18 protein-coding genes are annotated in these 19,393 nt (G+C 61.4%); 7 read left to right on the forward strand and 11 right to left on the reverse strand.

Annotated elements, in window-relative coordinates:
- The 4 genes from KQ297_RS03600 to ruvB all read right to left on the reverse strand — a co-directional run.
- Positions 1-180: DUF3188 domain-containing protein (locus KQ297_RS03600; RefSeq protein WP_311133978.1), on the reverse strand; the 180-nt coding region annotated here is incomplete at its 3' end.
- A complete protein-coding gene (locus KQ297_RS03605; protein ID WP_259738212.1) occupies positions 177-1,400 on the reverse strand; it encodes an amidohydrolase in 1,224 nt (407 codons plus the stop codon). The genes KQ297_RS03600 and KQ297_RS03605, both read right to left, overlap by 4 nt.
- Positions 1,397-2,221: a tetratricopeptide repeat protein gene (locus tag KQ297_RS03610; protein ID WP_259738213.1), complete on the reverse strand. Its 825-nt coding sequence runs from the start codon at positions 2,219-2,221 to the stop codon at positions 1,397-1,399. Before KQ297_RS03610 ends, KQ297_RS03605 begins: the two co-directional genes overlap by 4 nt.
- A gap of 53 nt (positions 2,222-2,274) precedes the next feature.
- Positions 2,275-3,354, reverse strand: a complete 1,080-nt coding sequence (ruvB, locus tag KQ297_RS03615) for a Holliday junction branch migration DNA helicase RuvB (RefSeq protein WP_259738214.1) — start codon at positions 3,352-3,354, stop codon at positions 2,275-2,277.
- Between the two features lie 60 nt (positions 3,355-3,414).
- On the opposite strand from ruvB, the gene smpB reads away from it, so the two are divergent.
- Both smpB and KQ297_RS03625 read left to right on the forward strand, forming a co-directional pair.
- Entirely contained in the window at positions 3,415-3,912 is a 498-nt protein-coding gene (gene smpB / locus KQ297_RS03620) for an SsrA-binding protein SmpB (RefSeq protein WP_185466854.1), read from the forward strand.
- Positions 3,913-3,945: 33 nt separating this feature from the next.
- Positions 3,946-4,944 carry an SIS domain-containing protein gene (locus KQ297_RS03625; RefSeq protein ID WP_259738215.1) on the forward strand — a complete coding sequence of 333 codons (999 nt, stop codon included), beginning with the start codon at positions 3,946-3,948 and terminating at the stop codon, positions 4,942-4,944.
- A 4-nt stretch (positions 4,945-4,948) separates the two neighbouring features.
- Here KQ297_RS03625 and kdsB read toward each other — a convergent pair whose 3' ends face one another.
- Together kdsB and KQ297_RS03635 are read right to left on the reverse strand one after the other, a co-directional pair.
- A complete protein-coding gene (kdsB, locus tag KQ297_RS03630) occupies positions 4,949-5,770 on the reverse strand; it encodes a 3-deoxy-manno-octulosonate cytidylyltransferase (RefSeq protein WP_259738216.1) in 822 nt (273 codons plus the stop codon).
- 29 nt (positions 5,771-5,799) lie between these two features.
- Positions 5,800-6,309 carry a diadenosine tetraphosphate hydrolase gene (locus tag KQ297_RS03635; RefSeq protein ID WP_259738217.1) on the reverse strand — a complete coding sequence of 170 codons (510 nt, stop codon included), beginning with the start codon at positions 6,307-6,309 and terminating at the stop codon, positions 5,800-5,802.
- A gap of 40 nt (positions 6,310-6,349) precedes the next feature.
- Here KQ297_RS03635 and KQ297_RS03640 point away from each other — a divergent pair, with 40 nt between their 5' ends.
- The 5 genes from KQ297_RS03640 to KQ297_RS03660 all read left to right on the forward strand — a co-directional run bounded on the left by KQ297_RS03640 (position 6,350) and on the right by KQ297_RS03660 (position 12,512).
- Entirely contained in the window at positions 6,350-7,228 is an 879-nt protein-coding gene (locus KQ297_RS03640) for a glycosyltransferase family 2 protein (protein ID WP_259738218.1), read from the forward strand.
- Between the two features lie 8 nt (positions 7,229-7,236).
- A complete protein-coding gene (locus KQ297_RS03645) occupies positions 7,237-8,301 on the forward strand; it encodes a glycosyltransferase family 1 protein (RefSeq protein ID WP_259738219.1) in 1,065 nt (354 codons plus the stop codon).
- A gap of 87 nt (positions 8,302-8,388) precedes the next feature.
- Positions 8,389-9,531: a hypothetical protein gene (locus KQ297_RS03650; RefSeq protein WP_259738220.1), complete on the forward strand. Its 1,143-nt coding sequence runs from the start codon at positions 8,389-8,391 to the stop codon at positions 9,529-9,531.
- Positions 9,532-10,527: a glycosyltransferase family 2 protein gene (locus KQ297_RS03655; protein ID WP_259738221.1), complete on the forward strand. Its 996-nt coding sequence runs from the start codon at positions 9,532-9,534 to the stop codon at positions 10,525-10,527. It begins immediately after the preceding gene.
- A 155-nt stretch (positions 10,528-10,682) separates the two neighbouring features.
- Complete coding sequence (locus KQ297_RS03660) at positions 10,683-12,512, forward strand: ABC transporter ATP-binding protein (RefSeq protein WP_259738222.1); 1,830 nt, start codon at positions 10,683-10,685, stop codon at positions 12,510-12,512.
- On the opposite strand, the gene KQ297_RS03665 is transcribed toward KQ297_RS03660, so the two are convergent.
- From KQ297_RS03665 to KQ297_RS03685, 5 genes are all read right to left on the reverse strand, one after another.
- Positions 12,467-13,795 carry an O-antigen ligase gene (locus KQ297_RS03665; protein WP_259738223.1) on the reverse strand — a complete coding sequence of 443 codons (1,329 nt, stop codon included), beginning with the start codon at positions 13,793-13,795 and terminating at the stop codon, positions 12,467-12,469. The two genes, KQ297_RS03660 and KQ297_RS03665, sit on opposite strands and share 46 nt — an antisense overlap.
- A 73-nt stretch (positions 13,796-13,868) precedes the next feature.
- Positions 13,869-15,200, reverse strand: a complete 1,332-nt coding sequence (locus KQ297_RS03670) for a hypothetical protein (RefSeq protein ID WP_259738224.1) — start codon at positions 15,198-15,200, stop codon at positions 13,869-13,871.
- Positions 15,201-15,228: 28 nt separating this feature from the next.
- The gene (locus KQ297_RS03675; protein ID WP_259738225.1) at positions 15,229-16,062 is read right to left on the reverse strand and encodes a glycosyltransferase family 2 protein; all 834 of its coding nucleotides are present in this window, start codon (positions 16,060-16,062) and stop codon (positions 15,229-15,231) included.
- Positions 16,063-16,733: 671 nt separating this feature from the next.
- A complete protein-coding gene (locus KQ297_RS03680) occupies positions 16,734-18,641 on the reverse strand; it encodes a glycosyltransferase family 4 protein (protein WP_259738226.1) in 1,908 nt (635 codons plus the stop codon).
- Entirely contained in the window at positions 18,638-19,351 is a 714-nt protein-coding gene (locus KQ297_RS03685; protein ID WP_259738227.1) for a glycosyltransferase, read from the reverse strand. Before KQ297_RS03685 ends, KQ297_RS03680 begins: the two co-directional genes overlap by 4 nt.
- Positions 19,352-19,393 lie beyond the last annotated feature (42 nt).

The raw sequence follows: 19,393 nt of genomic DNA on the forward strand, positions 1-19,393 counted from the left end.
CCGCCGCTGGGCACGACGCATGCCACTGCTCACCAGCAGACCACTGCCGATCAGCAGGGCCGGTACCGCCTCGAGCCGCTGGTTGCCGCGGCGGGAGGCCATGCTCAGCAGCGCCAGCAGGATCAGCAGCGGGGCCGAGAGGGCCAGCATGATCCTCAGAAAGGAACGGGTCGGGCTCAACCCTGGCGCTCCATCCAGAGCAGCAGGCTGAGGGTGAGCACCTGCACGCCCACGGCTAGGGCACCCTCATCGGGGTTGAAGGCGCCGTTGTGCAAAGCGGCGCAACCCTGGGGGCCCGCCACCCCCAGCCGGAACATCGAGCCCGGGGCGCTGCTGAGCAACTGGGCGAAATCCTCGGCTCCCAGCGACGGCTGGTCCAACCGCAGGACCTGCTGGCGTCCAAGCAGAGCCTGGCCGGCTTCCTCCACGATGTCGGTGAGGCCGGGATCGTTGTGTACAGGCGGTGAAATGCAGCGATAGCGCACCCGGGCCTCACCGCCATACCCCTGGCAGATGGCGTGGACGGTGTCCTCGATCCAGCGGGGCAGCTCAGCATGCACTGTGGTGTCCAGGCAGCGCACGGTGCCCAGCAGACGCACGTGGTCGGCGATCACGTTGAACGCCTTGCCTCCCTCGATCTTCCCGAAGCTCACCACCACCGGATGAAGGGCATCGAGACGGCGGCTGATCGCCTCCTGCAGCCCGCTCACGACCCGGGCCGCAATCCAGATCGCATCCGTGGACTGGTGGGGCCGGGCCCCGTGCCCTCCTTCTCCCAGTACCTCCACCTCCAGCTCTCCAGCGGCGGCGGTGAGGCTGCCGCTGCGCACCCCGATCGTGCCCACCTCAAGGCTTGGAAACACATGCAAGCCGAACAGGGCCTGCACGCCCTCCATCGCACCATCAGCAACCATCCACGCCGCCCCCTGGGCCGTTTCCTCAGCCGGCTGGAACAGCAGCCTCACCCGTGCGCTCAGGTGCTCGGCCAGGGGACCGAGCAACCGGGCCACACCAAGCCCCACAGCAGTGTGCAGGTCGTGGCCGCAGGCATGCATCAAACCCTGCTGGCTGGAGGCGAAGGCCAGGCCGGTGCGTTCCTCCACGGGCAGGGCGTCCATGTCGACTCGCACGGCCACCAGGGGCGCCCCCTCAGGCCCCAGCTCCCCCACCACGCCGGTGCGGCCGACCCCTTCGCGCACCTGCCAGCCAAGCAGGCGCAGTTCACCCGCCACCAGGGCCGCCGTCTGGTGCTCAGCCCCGCTCAGCTCGGGGTGGGCGTGGACATGGCGGCGCAGCCCGATCAGCTCGGGGGTGGCCTGCTCCAGAGCCCGGGCCAGATCCAGCCGCCGCCAGATGTCCGCGGCGGTGCCGCTGGAACGGGGTGGGGCGGCAGAACTCATCGCTGGACCAACTGAAGAAAATCATCGAGAGCCTGGACCGGCCCCGGTGGCCAGCGTCGGATCTCCAGCAACCATTCTGGCTGGCGGTAGCGGGGATCAAGGCCCGAGGCCGCCGCCCAGTTGCTTTCCGCTTCCCCCGCGGCACCCCGTTGCCAGAGCAGGGCCGTCAGGGCCGCGCGGGCATCAGCGAAGAGGGGATAGCGCCGCACCAGTTTGCGCAGTTCCCGCTCGGCCTCGACCGGCTCCCCCAGCTGAAAGGCGGCCAGGGCCGCACTGGAGCGGGCCATGGCAAAGCCCGGACGTGCCGCCGCGGCCGCCTCGAAGGAGTGCCTGGCCTGATCCCAATGGCCGAGTGACCCCTGGACATTGCCCAGGTTGTAGAGGGCGGAGGCTTCCAGAGGGTCGCGCTCCAGAATCCAGTGGTAATCGGCGGCGGCCCGGTCCCACTGTCCCAGGGCTTCTTCGGCGGTGCCGCGGTTGAGGTGGGGATCAGGGTTGAGCGGGTCAAGCGCCATCGCCCTCTCCTGATCAGCGATCGCGGCCGCTGTCCGACCCAGGGCCAGCTGCACGTTGCCGTGGTTGCTCCAGGCGGCGGCATCGTTGGGAGCCTGCTCCAGCACCTGATCCCAGAGGGGCAGGGCATCACCGAAGCGGCCCTCGCGACTGGCCGCGAGAGCCTGCTCGAACAACTGCGGCAACGGTTGGGATGGCTGGCGTGTTGACAGCGGAGCCGCAGCGGCGGTTCTTGCCCAGAGCGGCCCTGGAGCCGGCAGCACCGTCAGGGTCAGCGCGATGGTGAGGGCCGGCAGAAGCGCTCCCAAGGCCACGAAGCCCGTCGGACACCAAGCCTGAAACCGCTGAAGCCAACGGAGCATCAGGCGGCCTCCGGCCAGTCCAGATGGCGCCGTGCCGCGTCCGTGGCCACCCGGCCCCGGGGGGTGCGTTGCAGAAATCCAAGCTGCAGCAGAAATGGCTCCACCACTGTTTCCAGGGTGATCGGGTCTTCACCGAGGCCGGCGGCCAGGGTGTCGAGGCCCACGGGGCCACCGCCGTAGCCGCCGAGCAACAGCTCGAGCAGGCGACGATCGCTGGCGTCGAGACCGCGGCCATCCACCCGATGCAGGCTGAGGGCCTCGGCCACCAGGGCAGGACTGATGCGCGCTTGACCCCGGACGCTGGCCACATCGCGCACCCGACGCAACAGCCGGTTGGCGATGCGGGGGGTGCCGCGACAACGGCGGGCCACCTCCTCGGCCGCCTCCGCCTCCAGCACCAGACCGATCAGCCCGGCGGCGCGTTCGACGATCGCCTGCAGGTCATCAACGGTGTAGAACTCCAGCCGCTGGATCAACCCGAAGCGGTCGCGAAGGGGTGAACTGAGGGCTCCGGCCCTTGTGGTGGCCCCCACAAGGGTGAAGGGAGCCAGCGGCACCGCCCGGGTGCGGGCCGTGGTGCCCTTGCCCACGGTGAGGTCGAGCCGGAAGTCTTCCATCGCTGGATAGAGAAGCTCCTCCGCCACGCGGTTGAGCCGGTGGATCTCATCGATGAACAGCAGCTCGTTGGGGCGCAGGTTCACCAGCAGACCGACGATGTCGCGCGGGCGCTCCAGGGCGGGGGCACTGGTGATGCGGCAGCGCACCCCCAGTTCCTCCGCCAGCACCAGGGCCATGGTGGTCTTGCCCAGCCCCGGGGGCCCGTAGAGCAGCACATGGTCCAGGGCCTCGGCCCGCTGACGGGTGGCCTCCACAGCGATGCCAAGCACCTGCTTGAGCTCGCTCTGACCGATGTAATCGCTCAACCGCCTGGGCCTCAGGCCGTCTTCCCGGTTGGGGAGAGGCGCTTCCTCCTCGGCCTCGAGCACATCCCGGCTGCGGCCGGCGGTTTGCTGGCGGGGATCCAGCAGCCTCGGCGGCGGCTGAGCCCCTGATCCGGCTGCGGAGGAGACGATCGCCATGGGCCAGAGAGTAGGCAGGCCAGGCCGTGGATAGGGTCAACTCAGCTGAGGGGGAGGTCGATGGCCAAGGGCGCAGGCAAGAAAGCGGCCAGGGCCGCACGGGATGCAGCCAACCGGCTGCTGGCCGACAACCGTTTCGCACGGCATCAATACGAGATCCTCGAAACCCTGGAAACGGGCATCGAGCTGGTGGGCACCGAAGTGAAGTCGATCCGGGCGGGCAAGGCCAACCTGCGTGACGGCTTCGGCCTGATCCGCAACGGCGAACTGCAGCTTCACAACGTGCACATCTCGCCCCACAGCCATGCGGGCGCCTATTTCAACCACGAGCCCCTGCGCACCCGCAAGCTGCTGGCCCACCGGCGTGAGATCGACAAGCTACGGGTGGCTCTCGACCAGAAAGGCCTCACCCTGGTGCCCCTGAACCTGCACCTCAAGGGGTCCTGGATCAAGCTCACCCTCGGACTGGCCAAGGGCCGCAAGCTGCACGACAAGCGCCAGGAGGAGCGCCGCAAGGATGCCGACCGGGAGGTGCGCTCAGCCCTGGCCAGGCTCTAGCCATACAGTCCCCAGCAGTTGCGGGGCCCCGGGATGTCGGCACTGACGCGCTGTCTTCAGGAAGAGGCGGCCGCCATCGCCGCGGCCTCCGGGCGCCTCGATACCGAGCAGGTGGATTCCGCCCTGGCCCTGCTCGACCGCTGCGCAGACCAGCGCGCCAAGCTGGTGATCACCGGCGTGGGCAAGAGCGGCATCGTGGCGCGCAAGATCGCCGCCACCTTCTCCTCGATCGGGCTGATGGCCCTCTACCTCAACCCCCTCGACGCGCTGCACGGGGACCTGGGGGTGGTGGCTCCCCAGGACGTGGTGCTGCTGCTCTCCAACAGCGGCGAAACCCAGGAATTGCTCGAGATCCTCCCCCACCTGCGACGGCGCGGCACCGGCCGCATCGCCCTGGTGGGCCGGTTGGCCTCCAGCCTGGCGCGGGGCTGCGAGGTGGTGCTCGATGGCTCCGTCGACCGGGAAGTGTGCCCGCTCAACCTGGCACCCACCGCCAGCACGGCTGTGGCGATGGCGATCGGCGATGCCCTGGCGGCGGTGTGGATGGAGCGGCGCGGCATTTCACCCGCCGATTTCGCCCTGAATCACCCCGCCGGGGCCCTGGGCAAGCAGCTCACCCTCACGGTGGGGGATCTGATGGTGCCCACCTCCCGGCTCCATGCTCTCGAGGAGTTCGCCAGCCTGAGCGAAGTGATCACCCTGCTCACACGCGATGGCGTGGGGGCCTGCTGGGTGCGCCAGGCCGAGAACGAATCCCTGCTGGCCGGGTTGATCACCGACGGCGACCTGCGCCGTGCCCTCGAGCAGCATGCACCCGCCCGCTGGGGTGAGCTTCAGGCCACGGATCTGATGACCGTGGACCCGATCACGGTGGGGGCAGACCTGCTGGCGGTGGAGGCGCTCGAGCGGATGGAGCGCAACCGGCGCAAGCCGATCGGTGTGCTGCCGGTGCTGGGCGACGGAGGACCGATGCTGGGGTTGCTGCGTCTGCACGATCTGGTTCAGGCAGGCCTCACCCCTTCCGGGGGCTGAGCGCTCAGCCGGCAGCGGCCGCTGCGATGGTGCGGGCCTGCTCCAGCTGCTCAGCGGTGTCCACGGAGAGAAAATCACCCTCCACGGGAAAGGTGCCCACCGGGATGCCGGCCTCGATCAGGCGCAGCTGCTCGAGCTTCTCGGTCTGCTCCAGGGGCGAGGCGGGCAGGCTGCTCCAACGGGCCAGCACATCGGCCCGGTAGCCGTAGATCCCCACATGCCCCCAGAAGGGCGCGTGCTGGTGCCAGTCATCAGGCTCAACGCCGCGGACATGGGGCAGAGCCGAGCGAGAAAAGTAGATTGCACGACCGTCAGCCGCCAGCAGCGTCTTAATCACGTTTGGGTTGTGCACCTTCTCCGCGGCCATCCGATACACCGGTGTGAGCACGGCAGGAGCGGGAGTGGTGCGGGCGAAGGCCTCAGCCATCGCATCGATCACCGCAGGATCGATGAAGGGCTGATCCCCCTGAACATTGATGATTACCGTGCGGGCGGGATCCGGTACGGCATCCTCCTCGCCTGCGGCCGCCAGGGTCGTGAGAGCTCCCACCACCGAGGCCAGCCTGTCGCTGCCGGAGCTGCAGGAGGCCGCGGTCATCAGCACGGGGAAGCCCCAGGCGCCTGCTTCCCGGCGCAGCAGGTCGCTGTCGGTGCAGAGCACCACCGCTGCGGCCCGCCTGGAGCGCCGGCAGCACTCCAGCACCCGCCGCAGCATCGGCTGACCGCCGATGTCGGCCATCACCTTGTTGGGCAGCCGGGAGGACTCCAGTCGGGCGGGCACCGCCACCAGGCAACGCCAGGGACGCCCAGCCTGACCCGTGGCCATCAAAACCTCTGCGCCGTTCGGGCGGGAGCTTATCGCCAGCTGGCCGTGCACTCCCGGGCCCGTGCCACCAGCTGGGCCACCTCGGCTGGGCTCGCGGCCGACCGCCCCTGGGCCGCCACCTGGCGGTAGAGGTCCGCCACCCTCCAGGCCTCCGAGGAAGGATCGGCACCGTGGCGGGGGATGAGATGGGCATGGAGATGACGGGCCCCCTCCCCGAACGCGATCACATAGACCCGCTGGCAACCCGTCAGAATCTGCACCAGGGCACTGCAGCGCTTCAGCATCGGACCGAACGTCGCCGCCTCGACGGGGTTGAAGTCGATCGGGCCACCGAGATGGCGGCGGGTGTCCAGCAGCAGCCAACCGAGCATGGGAGCGGGGTGGGGGTGATGGCGCAGCACCCAGTCGCCCTGGCGGTGGATCTCACTGCGTGCCATGGCCTGCGCATCCCCATGCAGATCGCAGATGCCACAGGGGCCCTCCAGGTCGGGATGCCCGGGGCCGACCTGCGAAGCTTCGCTGAGCCTCCGGTCGCTCATCACCGCCGTTCCTCCCGATTCTGTGCCTGTGGTGCTCAGCGTGGCCTACCACAGCCTGGGTGCTCTGCAACGACTGGCCCACGATCTGGCGCGGCAACGGCTGTCGACGGTGCGTTGGCTGGTGATCGACAACAGCCCCCAGTCGGCACCGCTGCAGGCGTCGGACCTGGAAGACCACCCAGGCCTGCTCCTTGAGCTGGTGCCTGGGGTGGAGGGCGATGGCTTCGGTGCCGGCTGCAACAGAGGCTTCGAGCACCTCTTGAAAGCCGGCTGGAGGGGCTGGATCTGGCTGCTCAATCCCGACACCGCCCTGCCCCGGGGCGACGAACTGCACCAGCTCAGCCAGGCCCTGACGGACTTGCCCCCTCAGGCGCTGGTGGGCACCGCGGTGCGCGATCCCACGGGAGGCCTCGAGCCCAGCGGTGGCTGGATCGATCCGGGTCTGGATTTCCGTCGCAGGCGCCTGGGCGCCGCCAACCTGATCACGGATGCCAACCCCCTGGCGGTGGATTGGTTGAGCGGCTGCAGCCTGGTTCTCCAGAGCAGTGCGCATGACCCGATGGCCCGCTTCGATCCGGCCTTTCCCCTCTACTACGAAGACATGGACCTCTGCCTGCGGCTGGCCGCTGCAGGGGCACCGGTGCTGTGGTTACCGGCCGTGGCCGTGAGCCACCAGCGGGGCGAGGGCAGCCACACCTCCAGCGCGCGGCGCCAGCGGCTGGCCACGGTCAGTTACTTACGCTTCATCCAGAGGCACAGGCCCCCCTGGGTGCTGGCGTTGAGAACCCTTCGTTTGCTGCTCACCACCCTGCTGCGGCTGCCGGCGCGCCCAAGGCGCAGCTGGGCAACGCTGGTGGCCCTGGCGCAAGCCCTGGCCCCCGTGCCCCCGACCCCAGGGGCCACGGCTGCGAGGCGATGACAAGTCCCATGCCCCTGGCCCTCTTCAACGGCAGTTACCTGGGCCAGCGGCCCACCGGGATCGGCGTGGTGGCCCGGGAACTGGTGACGGCTCTGGATCCAGCGCTTGTGCCCCTGCTGGATCCCACCGGCGGTGAACGCCCCGGCAGCGTGGCGATCCCAGCCGATCTCTCCCCAGAACACGGCCGCGCCGGCCACCTGCGACGCCTGCTCTGGACCCAGCAGCAGCTTCCCAGGCTGTTGCGCCGCAGCGGTGCGCCCCTGCTGCTCTCGCCCCTGCCCGAAGCGCCCTTGGGGCGGGGGCTGCGTTCGGTTGTACTGGCCCACGACCTTCTGCCCCTGCGCTACCCGCAACTCTCTCCCCTGCTGGCCTATCACCTGGCCTACGTTCCCCTGGTGCTGCACCGGGCCGTACGGGTTCTTTGCAACTCCGAGGCCACGGCCCGGGAGGTGCACCAACGCCTGGGGGTGCCAGCACGGCGGCTGGTGCCGATCCGGCTGGGGTTTAATCCGGGCAAGTTGCGGCCCCTGGGCCTGGAGCGCCGGCCTTTCTTTTTGGTGCTTGGTCGGCACGATCCCCACAAGAATCTGGAGCGGGTGCTGCGCGCCTTCGCCGGCCTGCGGCAGAGCGACCATCGCCTGGCCATGGTGGGCCCCCAGGACGACCGTTACACCCCACGCCTGCGACGACTGGCGGTGGAGTTGGGAATCGCCGAGAGGTGTGACTGGACCGCCTGGGTGAGCGACCAGGAACGGCTGGAGCTGCTCAACCGCTGCCGAGGACTGGTGATGGCCAGCCTCTGGGAGGGTTTCGGCCTGCCGGCCCTGGAGGGAATGGCCTGCGGTGCCCCTGTGATCACCTCCACGGCCGGCGCTCTGCCGGAGGTGGTGGGTGACGCCGCCCTGCAGGTGGATCCACGCTCCGTCACTGCGATCCGCTCGGCCATGGACGAGCTGGTTCACTCCCCCTGGCTCGGGAAGGACCTGTCTGAGCGGGGACCGGCGAGAGCACAACGTTTCAGCTGGCAGGAAGCTGCAACCCAGGTCGAGGCGGTGCTGCATTCGGTGCTGTGAAGACAGGAATCTCAAGGAGAGGCACGGGACCAGGTCGTGGCGTGTTTGCTTCTCCAGCGAACAGAGAGATACAGTCCGCTGGGTTGAATGCTGGCTCAAAACGAGGTGATCGTGGGTTCTGAGCAATCGCCGAGGCGCCTCCTTCATTCCTTGAAAGCAGGATCCGGCAACCGGATCCGCCGGGCTCTCACCCCCGTAGGACGCTGGCTGTCAAGGGAGGAGCGTCGGGAACTCAATGCCCTTGCCGCCTATTCAGGCTTGGTCCATCAAGCCTTCCATGCGGTGCCGTTCAGGCCATCGGTCTATCCGGCCGTCATGGTCGAGTCAAAATGGGAAGAGGCCTCAGTTCTCCGGCCCACCGAATCTCCCTCGCGACGCGAATATGACAACGCCGTTCATCATTACGGCCACGACATCCTCCTGAAACGGGCCGCCAATCTGCCGCTGGTTGGAAAGCCTCTCCCTTTCATGCTGGAGCATGGAGTCAACTACAGCGAAGAGTCGTGCTTCGAGGATCCCCAACCCTGGGTCAAGTCGTACCTGTGCATGGGGCCAAACCGCGCCGAGAGGCTTCGCGACCGGTACGGTGCCAATGGAATTGCTGTGGGACCTTACATTAATTATGCGAAACCGGTGATTGAGTCCAGTCAGCTCGCTGCGCTGAAAAGAAGGCTTGGCAAGGTGCTGCTGGTGATTCCTGTTCATACCGTTGCCCATGTGAAGCGAAACTGGTCAGCCTCTGAAATGATCAGGCTCATCATTGATCACTGTCGTTCTGCCAACATTGACACTGTGATCTGGCAAAGCTATTGGAAGGATCCACCGCCGCAAGGTCTTCCCAGAGAGTGGATCCTTGCATGCAACGGTCACGTGTCCAATCCATGGTTTCTGGATTGCCAGAAAACACTGCTGGAGCTCTCTGATTCGATGCTGACCTTCACCCTCGGCAGCCATTTGGGCTACGCCTTGGCCCTTGGCAAGAACGTCTTGATGGCCAGGGTGGAGGTTGAGCAGGACCTCAGCGCCGCCAGCACGATCTGGCAGCATCGTTATTCCCATGAATGGAAGAGACGAGAACAACTCATGACCGAGCTAGGCGTAAGTGCGCACACTCATCAACTCCACTCTCTTGATAGAACAAGGGCGATGGACTGCCTGAATCCATACTTTGGCTTTGATCAGAAGAAGGATGCAGAGGATCTAGCCAACGCACTGCGTGGTCGCGCCTGAATGTCTACAGAGCCTGCTCGGTTAACTGGAATCAGCATCGTCACTGTAGCGATGAACAGGACGAGCCATCTCCTTGCCACCGCCGCTCGCATCAGCCGCTGGCATGGGCATCGGGAGCACCTGATTGTGGACTGGGGAAGCCAGAATCCCATCGATCACAACAGTCTCCCCGCCGATACAAGGATCCGATTGTTGCGCGTCGAAGGGGAATCAGAATGGCAACTGACAAGAGCCTACAACTTTGCAGCTGGTCAATGTGACTTCGAAACGATTCTAAAACTCGATGCCGATTGCTGGATTAACGACCTGACCTACCGGCCTACTCAACTGCAACATGGACGATATATCCGCACGACAGGTGGCGGCGGGCTCAATGGAGTCTTCATGATCAACAGATCTGACTTTCTTGCCGTAGGAGGATTCAACGAATACCTCAAAGGCTATGGCTATGACGATAAAGACTTATTTTTACGACTGGATCAGAGGATGGTCGGCACAGGCTTTCCACAGGCTATCTTCTCTACCCTTGATCATGGTGATCTTGAGCGAGTTGCAGCAAATACGATCGAAGTTGCCGGGCAACGTTACCCCAAACTTCACGCTGGTGTTGGGGTGCGGCTCGAAGCAATTGCACGAATGGAGGAGACCAAGGCAATCAATCGAGACCTTGCCAGTCGATTACCATGGTCGGCTGACTCACCGTCAACAACCTATCAACGATTGAGCGTCAATAGGTGGATTGCGAAGAAAGAGTCAATTCCGGCCCCCAGCTCAGGCATACAACATGAAACCAGAGTTCTGGGCAACCGCATTTATTTGTCAATTCTTGCTGGTGTGCACGAACGATTGCTAGACATGATGGTTCCAGCCACATCATTAGAAGAAATCAGAAGTTGGGCGCCCCTGCTCAAGGCATTGGCAGGGTTACGAATCTCAACTCTTCTGATCGGAATCAGGGTGGCTCTGGGGATCAAGCGATTACTGAGTCGCGTGTGATCGCACCAATCGTCTGCCCTGGTTGGTACTGGGTGGCGATCAGCGGTCTGGACTAAGCCGGGCCACACAGTGGCGGATGACCCAATAAATTGGCATGATCCATAGCCTCCAGTCAAGGTAAGAACCATCATCCGGAACAGAAAAAGGACCCTTTGATGCCAACGAACCAGAAACCAAGAAGCCAGACCATCGAATATCTGGGCAGGCTGCTTCGTTTTTTGCCCAAAAGGCGCTACAGGGCTTTGCTGATCCTTGCCCCATTGTCCATCCTGCCAGGAATTTTCGATCTTCTCACCATCGCGGTGGTTTCCCGGCTTGCTGGTGCTTTGATCGGGGTGCAATTATTGGATTTCTTACCCGGTGTCAAGGTCTTTGGCGGCGGCATGGCAGAGCAGAGCCTCTGGCTGATCAGCATCTTCATTGCGCTGGCATGGGCGGCCTCGGCGCTACGGCTCATCCTTCAATACACACAACAACGCTTGACTGCCCTGATCTGGCGAGACTTTTCTGATCAGATCCATCACAATATTCTCTATCAGCCCTATTCCTATCACCTTTTACGAAGCACCTCTGGATTGACGTCCTTGATCATCGGGAATGTCAAGGCTGTCTCCAATGGTGTCATCAATCCAATTTTACGAATCGCCAGCAGTTCTGTTTCCGTTATCTTGCTATCGCTCGGAATTGTCTTTGTGGGTCGCTGGCTGTCGGTGGTGTTGATCACACTGCTTGTGATTGCCTACCTTGGCCTTTCCCTTTTTCTGACACCCTATCTTCGCCACGCCTCCAAACAAATGGTTCGGGAAGATGAGCGATCAACCCATGCCTTGATGGAGTCGCTGGCTTCGATTCGCGATATTCAACTTTCAAATGCTGAGCCATTCTTCCAGACCTACTTTGTGAACTCTGGAGAGAGAGCCCAGCGCTATGCTTGGATCTCATCATTAATCCCCATTATTCCCAGACAGCTGATTGAGCCCCTGGGAATCACGATGATATTTCTTTTTGGAGCTGTTCCATATCTTCTCAATGGAAATATCGAAGATATCCGCAAGATAATTCCACTTCTGGCAGGCTTGGCAATCGCGGCACAGAAACTCACACCTCCACTGCAAGATTTATTTTCTTCAATCACCTTGTTGAGAGGCAGCCTCCCTAAGATTGCTAAAACAGTCGAATTGCTTGAACTATCCGAACCCAGATTGACAATGGCAGACATGAGTGTGCCATCTCCCGCATCCGTATTCCCCAGGCACTCGATCAGACTTAAGAATGCCTGGTACCGCTATCCAAGAACCGAAAACTGGGTGATTCGTGGAATCAATCTTTCCATTCCTGTTGGATCCAGAGTGGCTCTTGTCGGTGCCACCGGAAGCGGAAAGTCCACCGTAGCTCACCTGTTGCTTGGCTTGCTGGATCCCGACAAGGGCTCTTTTGAGCTCGATGGTGCCAAGATGGATGAAACAACAAAGCCTGCCTGGCAAGCAAGCTGCGCTCAAGTTCCACAACATATTCAGCTTTTGGATGCCAGTATTCAATCGAATGTGGCTTTTGGAATCGAAGCTGAGAAAATAGACTTTTCACGTCTATGGGAAGCCTTGCAAGCAGCTCAGTTGGCTGATGTTGTTGCAGATCTTCCCTATGGTCTGTTGACGCCTATCGGCGAGAATGGAATGAAACTTTCAGGTGGCCAGCGCCAAAGGCTGGCATTGGCGCGTTCATTTTATCGTGACTCTAAGTTTCTTCTTCTTGATGAGGCCACCAGCTCCCTGGACAACCGAACTGAATCTGACGTGATTGACGCCTTTGAAATGATTGGCAGGCGCTGTACCACAGTGGTCATCGCCCATCGATTGAGTACCATTGTACGCTGTGACAGAATTTACGAGTTTGATAACGGTACGATTAAGGCATCGGGAACTTTTGATGAACTGAGAGATCACTCTGATTCATTTCGAGATTTGTCTGCTCTTGAAGTTGGATAATCCAATTCGCATCTCTCAGAATAAATGACTTTTGGTTCTTGGTGGGATTGTGTCCTCATGGTCAGTGAGGCGAGAGTCAAGCCAAGTAAGGCTTGAATGAAAGGAACTTTGCCCCAGCCACCCTCGACAAGTAAAAACAAGAAACAATACAGAGACAATGCCAATGACGCAAAGATCACTGGATTCTCACTGAATGGAATACGCTTGCCTGCCACTCGGAAGAAGAGAAAAACAAGGATACAAAGGAAGAGCAATGCAGGAAATCCATTGTCAGCAGCAACCTGGGCAAACAGGTTATGAGCATGCGTTGTACCTTTTATGATGCCTACATCCATACAAATACCCTGACTGGCCCGAGTGAAGCCAAGCCCGTACAAAAAGCTATTATTGCCGGCAAACATTCCTCCAAAATAACACCTCAGCAGATGCAGGCGATGCACATCGCTGACCATGTTATCCATGTTCGAATAGACCAGCAGAATCACAGCAACCAACGAGAGAGCCATCCCCGTAAAAGCAGCGATGTACATTGCAGTTTTCGTGTAGGCACTTCTACTCTTAAACAGAGAGCTGTTCACTTGACTAATCCAAGTCAAAAGGCGAATGCGTTCACACGTCACCAGTATCACGAGAATTGCTATCCATGGCAATCCGAAGGCAGCCCTCGATTGGGTAGCGAGAACGAGAAAAGCACTGATGAAAGCAGCGAAAGCCCAAGGAATGATGATCGAAGCTTTTCTTTCTTGTGGGCTGGAAGGAAATACTTGACGCCAAAGAAAACAGCTTGCAATGGTGAGACAACTGCCAAAGAGAAAAGCAGTTTGATTAATGGAAAGATCTCCGGCGTCAAAGGGTCCATCGGGCTGACTGAGTAGAAAGTAAAGAAGAGAGATTATTCCAGCACAAGGCATTGCGAAAGCATAGAGAGTAAAAAACCAGTTCCAAAAGCGAATGGCCATTCGATAGGAGGCCGCAAAGGAAACCACAATCATAATATAGTCTGAAAGCACTATCTCCCAACTCAAGTATCGTTCATCACTGTGGAGGTAGATCCTCATTGTTAACAAGAAGAGCCAGAGATATGCGATTCGGATGGGCTCCTCTCGGCTGTGCCCGACGAGCAGGAAGGAGATCCCGAGAACAAGGGGAATCAGCTCATGATGAAACTCTAGAAAAGAGGGAAATAAGATAACAGTTCCAGATAAAATAATCATTGCGATGCCTAAGGCATCGACGGCGGAGAGCCGCCTGGGTATTTTCAAAAAATCGAATTGAGAGGTCATGATGTCAAGTCAGTCATGGAAGCCTTACTGCATCTCCTGACGGGAGACAAGCTGTTCTGAGGGAGAGTGATTTTCACTGTGGAGGGGAAGAGGCAACGGAAGGCTCACCTTCCAAAAGAGATGGAACTCTTTGAGTCGTCGCTGTGGCTCCAGACTTAGATGGATCAAACGTCATCGTCAGGGAAGCCGTCACCAAACCGATCAGAGCCTGAAGGAAGGTGATCTTCCCCCATCCCCCCTCCACCTGTAAAAACAGGAAGTAGTACAGCGCGGTTGCCAGAGAGGCCAAAACAGTTGGACTGGGGAGTCTGGCAACAAGATTCCAGGCAAAACGCGCCAGCAGTACAGCAATCAGAATCAAACCAATCATGGCAAAGAAACCATTATCGGCAGCGACCTGAGCGAAAACATTGTGGGCATGGGTCAAGCCATGATGAAGGCCTTCATCGCACAACCAGGTGCTGGTATTGGTGAATCCCAGCCCATAGATAAATCGATAAGTGCTTGTAAATACTGCGCCGAGGTAACACCTCAGCAAGTACAGTCTATGTAGGTCATTGCTGAGATTTTCCGGGCTTGCATAGGTCTGTGCCAGAAAAGCCCACACGGCCACTCCCAAAGCACTCAGCACGGCCAGGGCAAATCCAATCTTGATGCGTGCAACCTGACGGACAGAAGAAAAGCGTAGAATCAGCGCATCAACAGACCTGTTGAGCCTGGGGAGTGAAACAGCAAGCACCACGGCACCCACTGAGATCAGCGGAAGGCCAAGACCAGCCCGCGACTTGGTCTGAACCACCAGAAAGCCATTCAGAAGACTGACCAATAGCCAAGCGGCAATAATCAGAAATTTTTGTTTTACCACTCGCTTCTGACTTATCCCATTCCAAAGAAAGCTCATGCTGATCGTAAAACAGGTGCCGATCAGGAAAGACGTCTGCTGAATCGAAAGAGCGCCAACAGTGAAGGTCTCTTCAGGATTTTCCATACCATGGATCTGAAGAGACACAACACTTGCAAGCGGAACAAAAATCGAAAACAAAGTGAAAAACAACTTCCATTCCGAAGCCTTGACCCGGAATGCTGCCACGAATGCAATCAGAACAAGAATATAATCATTAAGCGTAATTTCCCAGGGGAAATAGCGTGCATCTGTATGAAGATAAATTCTAAGACTCATGAACAGCAAGAAAAGGAATCCAATGCTCAGCGGGTCCTTCCTGCTGCGTTTGATCAGCAGCAGGATCAGCCCCAACACCAGAGGCAGCATCTCCAGCTGGTTGGTCGCAAAAGAGTCAAGTGCTGTAGCCATTCCTGCGAATACAATCAGCATCAACCCAACGCCTTCGGTGGAAAGAAAACGAAGTGATGGATTCGGCAATTGACCTTTGCAGGATGCCTTCAATTTACCACCGCAAGCGAATCTGCCTCACTCATCCCAGATCGACTGATTGCTTGCGCAACAGCATTCTCCAGGCTGAACAATAATGATCAACGCCATAGGGGCCGCCCATCCGCCCCCCCCAGATCTGCTCAAAGACGCTGAGCTCGGGGGGTATCTCCTCCAGCTTGCGGCTGGCTGACTCAAAATGCAGCCATTGACTTCCCGGCACAAGAACGGTGCGCTGGCCCAGGCCAGCAGCCCTCAGGCAGAAATCGACATCGCCATAGTTGATCGGAAAGCGCTCAGCAAACCCATCCAGCCGTTCCCACAGGGAACGGCGGCAAAGGCTGACGGCGGCGGTGACGGCATGGAAAGTGCGTTGCCCCCGCAAGGTCCCCCAGGGGAGCGCCTCGGGGCGTGATCCAGCCCAGGCGTGGCGGGGAGCAAGATTGTCGATCGCAGTTCCAGCATGCTGCACGCTCCCATCAGGATAAAGAAGCAAGGCTCCGGCAATGCCGGTGTCGGGCCTTGCCAGGGCCTGAATCAACAGCTCAATTCCTTCGACTGCGAGTAATTCGGTATCGTCATTCAACTGGAGCAAGAGTTCGCCATGGGCGGCCGCGGCGGCCTTGTTGATGCGTGTCGTGTAGTCGTAGGGGCTGTCATCGCGTAGATGCTGCCAGCTCTTCGCACCCAGTTGGCTCTCCACAAGAAGCCTGAGGTCCTCAAGCAAGGGGTCCGTCAATTCGCCCCCATCAATGACCACGATTTCAAGCCTGCGATAACGGCTCCGCTCCAGCAGCTTCTGCAGGCAATGCCGCACAAGAATCTCAGCCCCCCCCGGGCCGATCACCTTGCTGAAGCCTGCCGTTGGAATCAGCACACTGACCAGCGGCTGCCAACCTCGAGATGACGGTAAATCAAGCTCCTGGGAAGGTAGAGCCTCGGGCAGGCCAGCCGACGGCGCCCTCAGCAAAGGCAGGGGGACATGGGCCTGACCGCCATGGACAAGGGCCAGGTGCCGGAGAGCTTCCCTCCAGGCAGGACTGTGCTGTGGCTGCGGAAGGCTGCCCAGGTGCGCCTGAAGCCGGGCATGCACCAACACCGGCCCTTCGCCCATGCCCGTTTCGGAATCAAAGAGGGGATCCCAGAGAGGCTTCTGGCGCCAGCACCAGGATCCGGCCGTCCTGATCCAGTCATCACAGGTGACGGCCGCCGCGCCGGTGCGAACCATACGAGCGGCCATCCTGCGTAGCAGGCGCCCCTGCTGGGCTGGCGACAGCCGCCATCGGGGTGGGACCAGCAAGCTCGAGGAGGCCAGAGCAGCGTTCACCTCCTGCTGAGAAGCCCGGCAACCGGGTTGGCAGGCAAGCAAAACGATCCTGAGGCGATCGGCCCAGGCGGTATTGCGATGGCGCTCAAGGCGGGGGACAAGCCGCTCAGCCAACACCCTCAAGAGGCCATCGGGATCTCCGTGCAACAGCTCCGCCAGAAGCGCCATTGCTTTGGTCCCCTTCCGACCCAGCTTGCGCCAGCCCTTGCTGGGCTTGGGTCTCATCGGCTCCAACCTCGCTTCAGCCGACCCAGAAGCCTGCCGGGCAGGCTGCGGCGCAGAGCCTGGAGGCGCCCACTCAGCCGGTCCATGGCTTCGACCCGATCCAGTAAAGGCCGGTGGGCCATCAGGCCGCTGCCGAGGAAGGACTGAGGGCGGGTATCGATCTCCACCCCGGTTGTGGCCAGCCAACCATGCAGCGACTGGGTACTGACCAGCTGCTGGCGCAGCCATTCGGCTTGTTCAGATGCGAGCTGAACCAGGGCGTCTGGTCCCTGTTGCATCACCCAGCTTGTGAAATCGGTGACGGTCAATCGGGGGATGGGGAGGCTTTCGTCCTCCAGCAGCAGCGAGGGGCGGCTCATGCGCTCCGGGGTGACCAGCACCACCGGACGGCCACGGGCCATCGCCTCGAGATGGCCCGTGCCGAAATGGCCGGGGGCGATCACCAGTCGGCAGTTCGCCAGCAGGGCAGGCAGCGATCGGATCTCCGGGCGGCTCTGCAATCCCTGGGCTAGCGCATCCCCAGAGCCGCCAGGCTCCAGGGGCGGCTTGCGGGCCAGCTGAAGCGGAATCCCGTGGGCAGCCAACGCCGACCTCAGCAGATCGAAGGCGTTCCAGTAGGCGCCTGGATCAGCGAATGGCACCAGCGACTGCTGGTGCAGGGGGTAATGGAGCCAGCCCACCGCACCATCCTTCTCCATCGGGATCGATCCCTCCAACTCAACGGCATCGAGCAGATGGGCGCGAACCGGATCAAGCATCACGACCGAGGCGGCCGGGCTGTGGGAACGGTCGCGGCTGGAGAGCCTTTGGCCCCTGAGCGGCACCAAACGGGTATCGCCCGGCCTGAGATGGCGTTGAAATCTCCCGGGTGAGTGAAGGGGCAACACCTCGGCGGTGTGATGCAGGACGGCATGGGGCACGGCTTTCTGGCGCGCCAGGGCGACAAGTCGCTCCACCGCCCGACTGTTTTCCTCGGGCACCAGGATCAGCTGGGGAGGCTCCTGAGACCAGTGCTCGGCCAGGGATCGATCCAGCCGAAGACGTCGTTCAGCCAGGTGCCGAGCCTCCTGAACCAGCGGCTGCCAGGCGGCCAGGGCCGCCAACCAGGCCTCAGGGCCAGCCTCCGCTCCGGAGGTTGGAAGGCGAAGGGACTGCGGCGACGCCTGGTGATCGGAGGGACCATCCAGGTCATCGTTCCATCGGTAGGCGGGTGTGCCCGCAAAGAGAGCGGGCAAGGGTGCAGCCCGCTCCGACTCGAACAACCGGACCGACAATCCGGCGGCCTCCAGGGCCAGCAGTGTGAGTTCAGGATGGCGCAGTTTGCCGATCGCCAGCCAGGCCCTCGGGGAGTTCAGGTGGCCAGTCCAGCTGGAAGATCCTGGCGGCTTGTGGTCTGCACCGCCCGATCCGATCGGATCGAGAACCGGTAGACACTCGAGGCGCGAACAGCGTCCCTCCAGGCCCGCGGCCAAGGCCAGCAGGGGAAGATCTCCGAGCTGGCCGAATCGAGGGGGACGGAACGTCCTGCCGACGGGTATGGAAACGGTTTCGGCAGGGGCCAGTTGCTCAATCCAGGACGGCAGCAAGGCCAGGGTGAGCAGGGCAGGAGCAGCCAGGTCTCCACACAGGAGTTCCTCGATCGTTGATCCAGCCGGCGACCCTGGCCCTGGCGAGCCGACCTTGGCCAGGGCCAGGTTCCAGGCCTGGAGACGTTCCTGAAGCTCCCCCCACGGACCCGCACCGCTAGGCCCGAGCCAACGCACACCCGCATCGAGCTGGCGACGCTCGAGCTCGGCCCAGGCCTTCAGGGAGCCGCAGTACACACAGCAATTGTGGCTGACAGGCCGATCCTCCTGACTCCACCAACGGACTGCCTCGGGATCAAGAAGGATCAGAACCTTCATCCCCAGAGCTGCATGGCCTCATCCCGCGCCCCGAACCACTCAGCCGCCAGCGGCCCGCCCATGCGGCGATGTTCCCTGAACCAAGGCCCTCCCAGGGTCCAGTGGAGCAGGGCAGGGCCGCCGTGGCCGAAGGGTGCCTGCGGTGGGGGCTGGACATCGACCAGATGGTTCCAGCGATCCGGCAGAGCGCCGATTTCATGGTCGCCCTCGAGCCAGTGGAAGCGGTGGAGATCAAGGCCCGTGGCGGTATTGACGTAGTCGGGAGTCAGAGAAGAGCAGCGGTTTGTGTTGAGCAGCATCATCGAGCTCCAGTTCTTCATGGGATAGGCGCTCTGCACCTCCCCAAGGAACTTGACCGTTTCGTGAGGGACATGATCGTGCTTGACGCACATCACAGCGTAGTGGTCATCTCGAAGAGCCCAGAGTTTCGCGATGTCGTCGTAGCAGAGCATGTCGCAGTCCATGAAGATCGCCCAGCCCTGAAAGCCCATCAGCCAGGGCACCAGAAAACGGGTGAACGAAAAATCGGTGCTCTGTTTGGGATGGCGTTCACGGCGGAACACTCCGCTCAGTTGGGATGTAACGATCGGGGTGATCGCGAGCGGGATGGAGCTGTGTTGGTAGAGGCTGTCGATCAGCACATTGGTAGCGGCACGCTCACGCGCGTCGTAGCCGATGAAGACGGGGATCGGCACACCAGCGTGGGTCATGGACACCCTTGTTTCTGGAGAATGTAGCGGCGCGAGGGAGGA

The organism is Synechococcus sp. CS-205, assembly GCF_025128255.1.
Taxonomy (GTDB): domain Bacteria; phylum Cyanobacteriota; class Cyanobacteriia; order PCC-6307; family Cyanobiaceae; genus Regnicoccus_A.

Bases quoted from the DNA above. Each gene is read 5' to 3' on its own strand.
- KQ297_RS03605 (WP_259738212.1), bottom strand. From the start codon at position 1,400: ATGAGTTCTGCCGCCCCACCCCGTTCCAGCGGCACCGCCGCGGACATC.
- ruvB (WP_259738214.1), bottom strand. From the start codon at position 3,354: ATGGCGATCGTCTCCTCCGCAGCCGGATCAGGGGCTCAGCCGCCGCCG.
- smpB (WP_185466854.1), top strand. From the start codon at position 3,415: ATGGCCAAGGGCGCAGGCAAGAAAGCGGCCAGGGCCGCACGGGATGCA.
- KQ297_RS03625 (WP_259738215.1), top strand. From the start codon at position 3,946: ATGTCGGCACTGACGCGCTGTCTTCAGGAAGAGGCGGCCGCCATCGCC.
- kdsB (WP_259738216.1), bottom strand. From the start codon at position 5,770: ATGGCCACGGGTCAGGCTGGGCGTCCCTGGCGTTGCCTGGTGGCGGTG.
- KQ297_RS03635 (WP_259738217.1), bottom strand. From the start codon at position 6,309: ATGAGCGACCGGAGGCTCAGCGAAGCTTCGCAGGTCGGCCCCGGGCAT.
- KQ297_RS03645 (WP_259738219.1), top strand. From the start codon at position 7,237: ATGCCCCTGGCCCTCTTCAACGGCAGTTACCTGGGCCAGCGGCCCACC.
- KQ297_RS03650 (WP_259738220.1), top strand. From the start codon at position 8,389: ATGCTGGCTCAAAACGAGGTGATCGTGGGTTCTGAGCAATCGCCGAGG.
- KQ297_RS03655 (WP_259738221.1), top strand. From the start codon at position 9,532: ATGTCTACAGAGCCTGCTCGGTTAACTGGAATCAGCATCGTCACTGTA.
- KQ297_RS03660 (WP_259738222.1), top strand. From the start codon at position 10,683: ATGCCAACGAACCAGAAACCAAGAAGCCAGACCATCGAATATCTGGGC.
- KQ297_RS03665 (WP_259738223.1), bottom strand. From the start codon at position 13,795: ATGACCTCTCAATTCGATTTTTTGAAAATACCCAGGCGGCTCTCCGCC.
- KQ297_RS03680 (WP_259738226.1), bottom strand. From the start codon at position 18,641: ATGAAGGTTCTGATCCTTCTTGATCCCGAGGCAGTCCGTTGGTGGAGT.
- KQ297_RS03685 (WP_259738227.1), bottom strand. From the start codon at position 19,351: ATGACCCACGCTGGTGTGCCGATCCCCGTCTTCATCGGCTACGACGCG.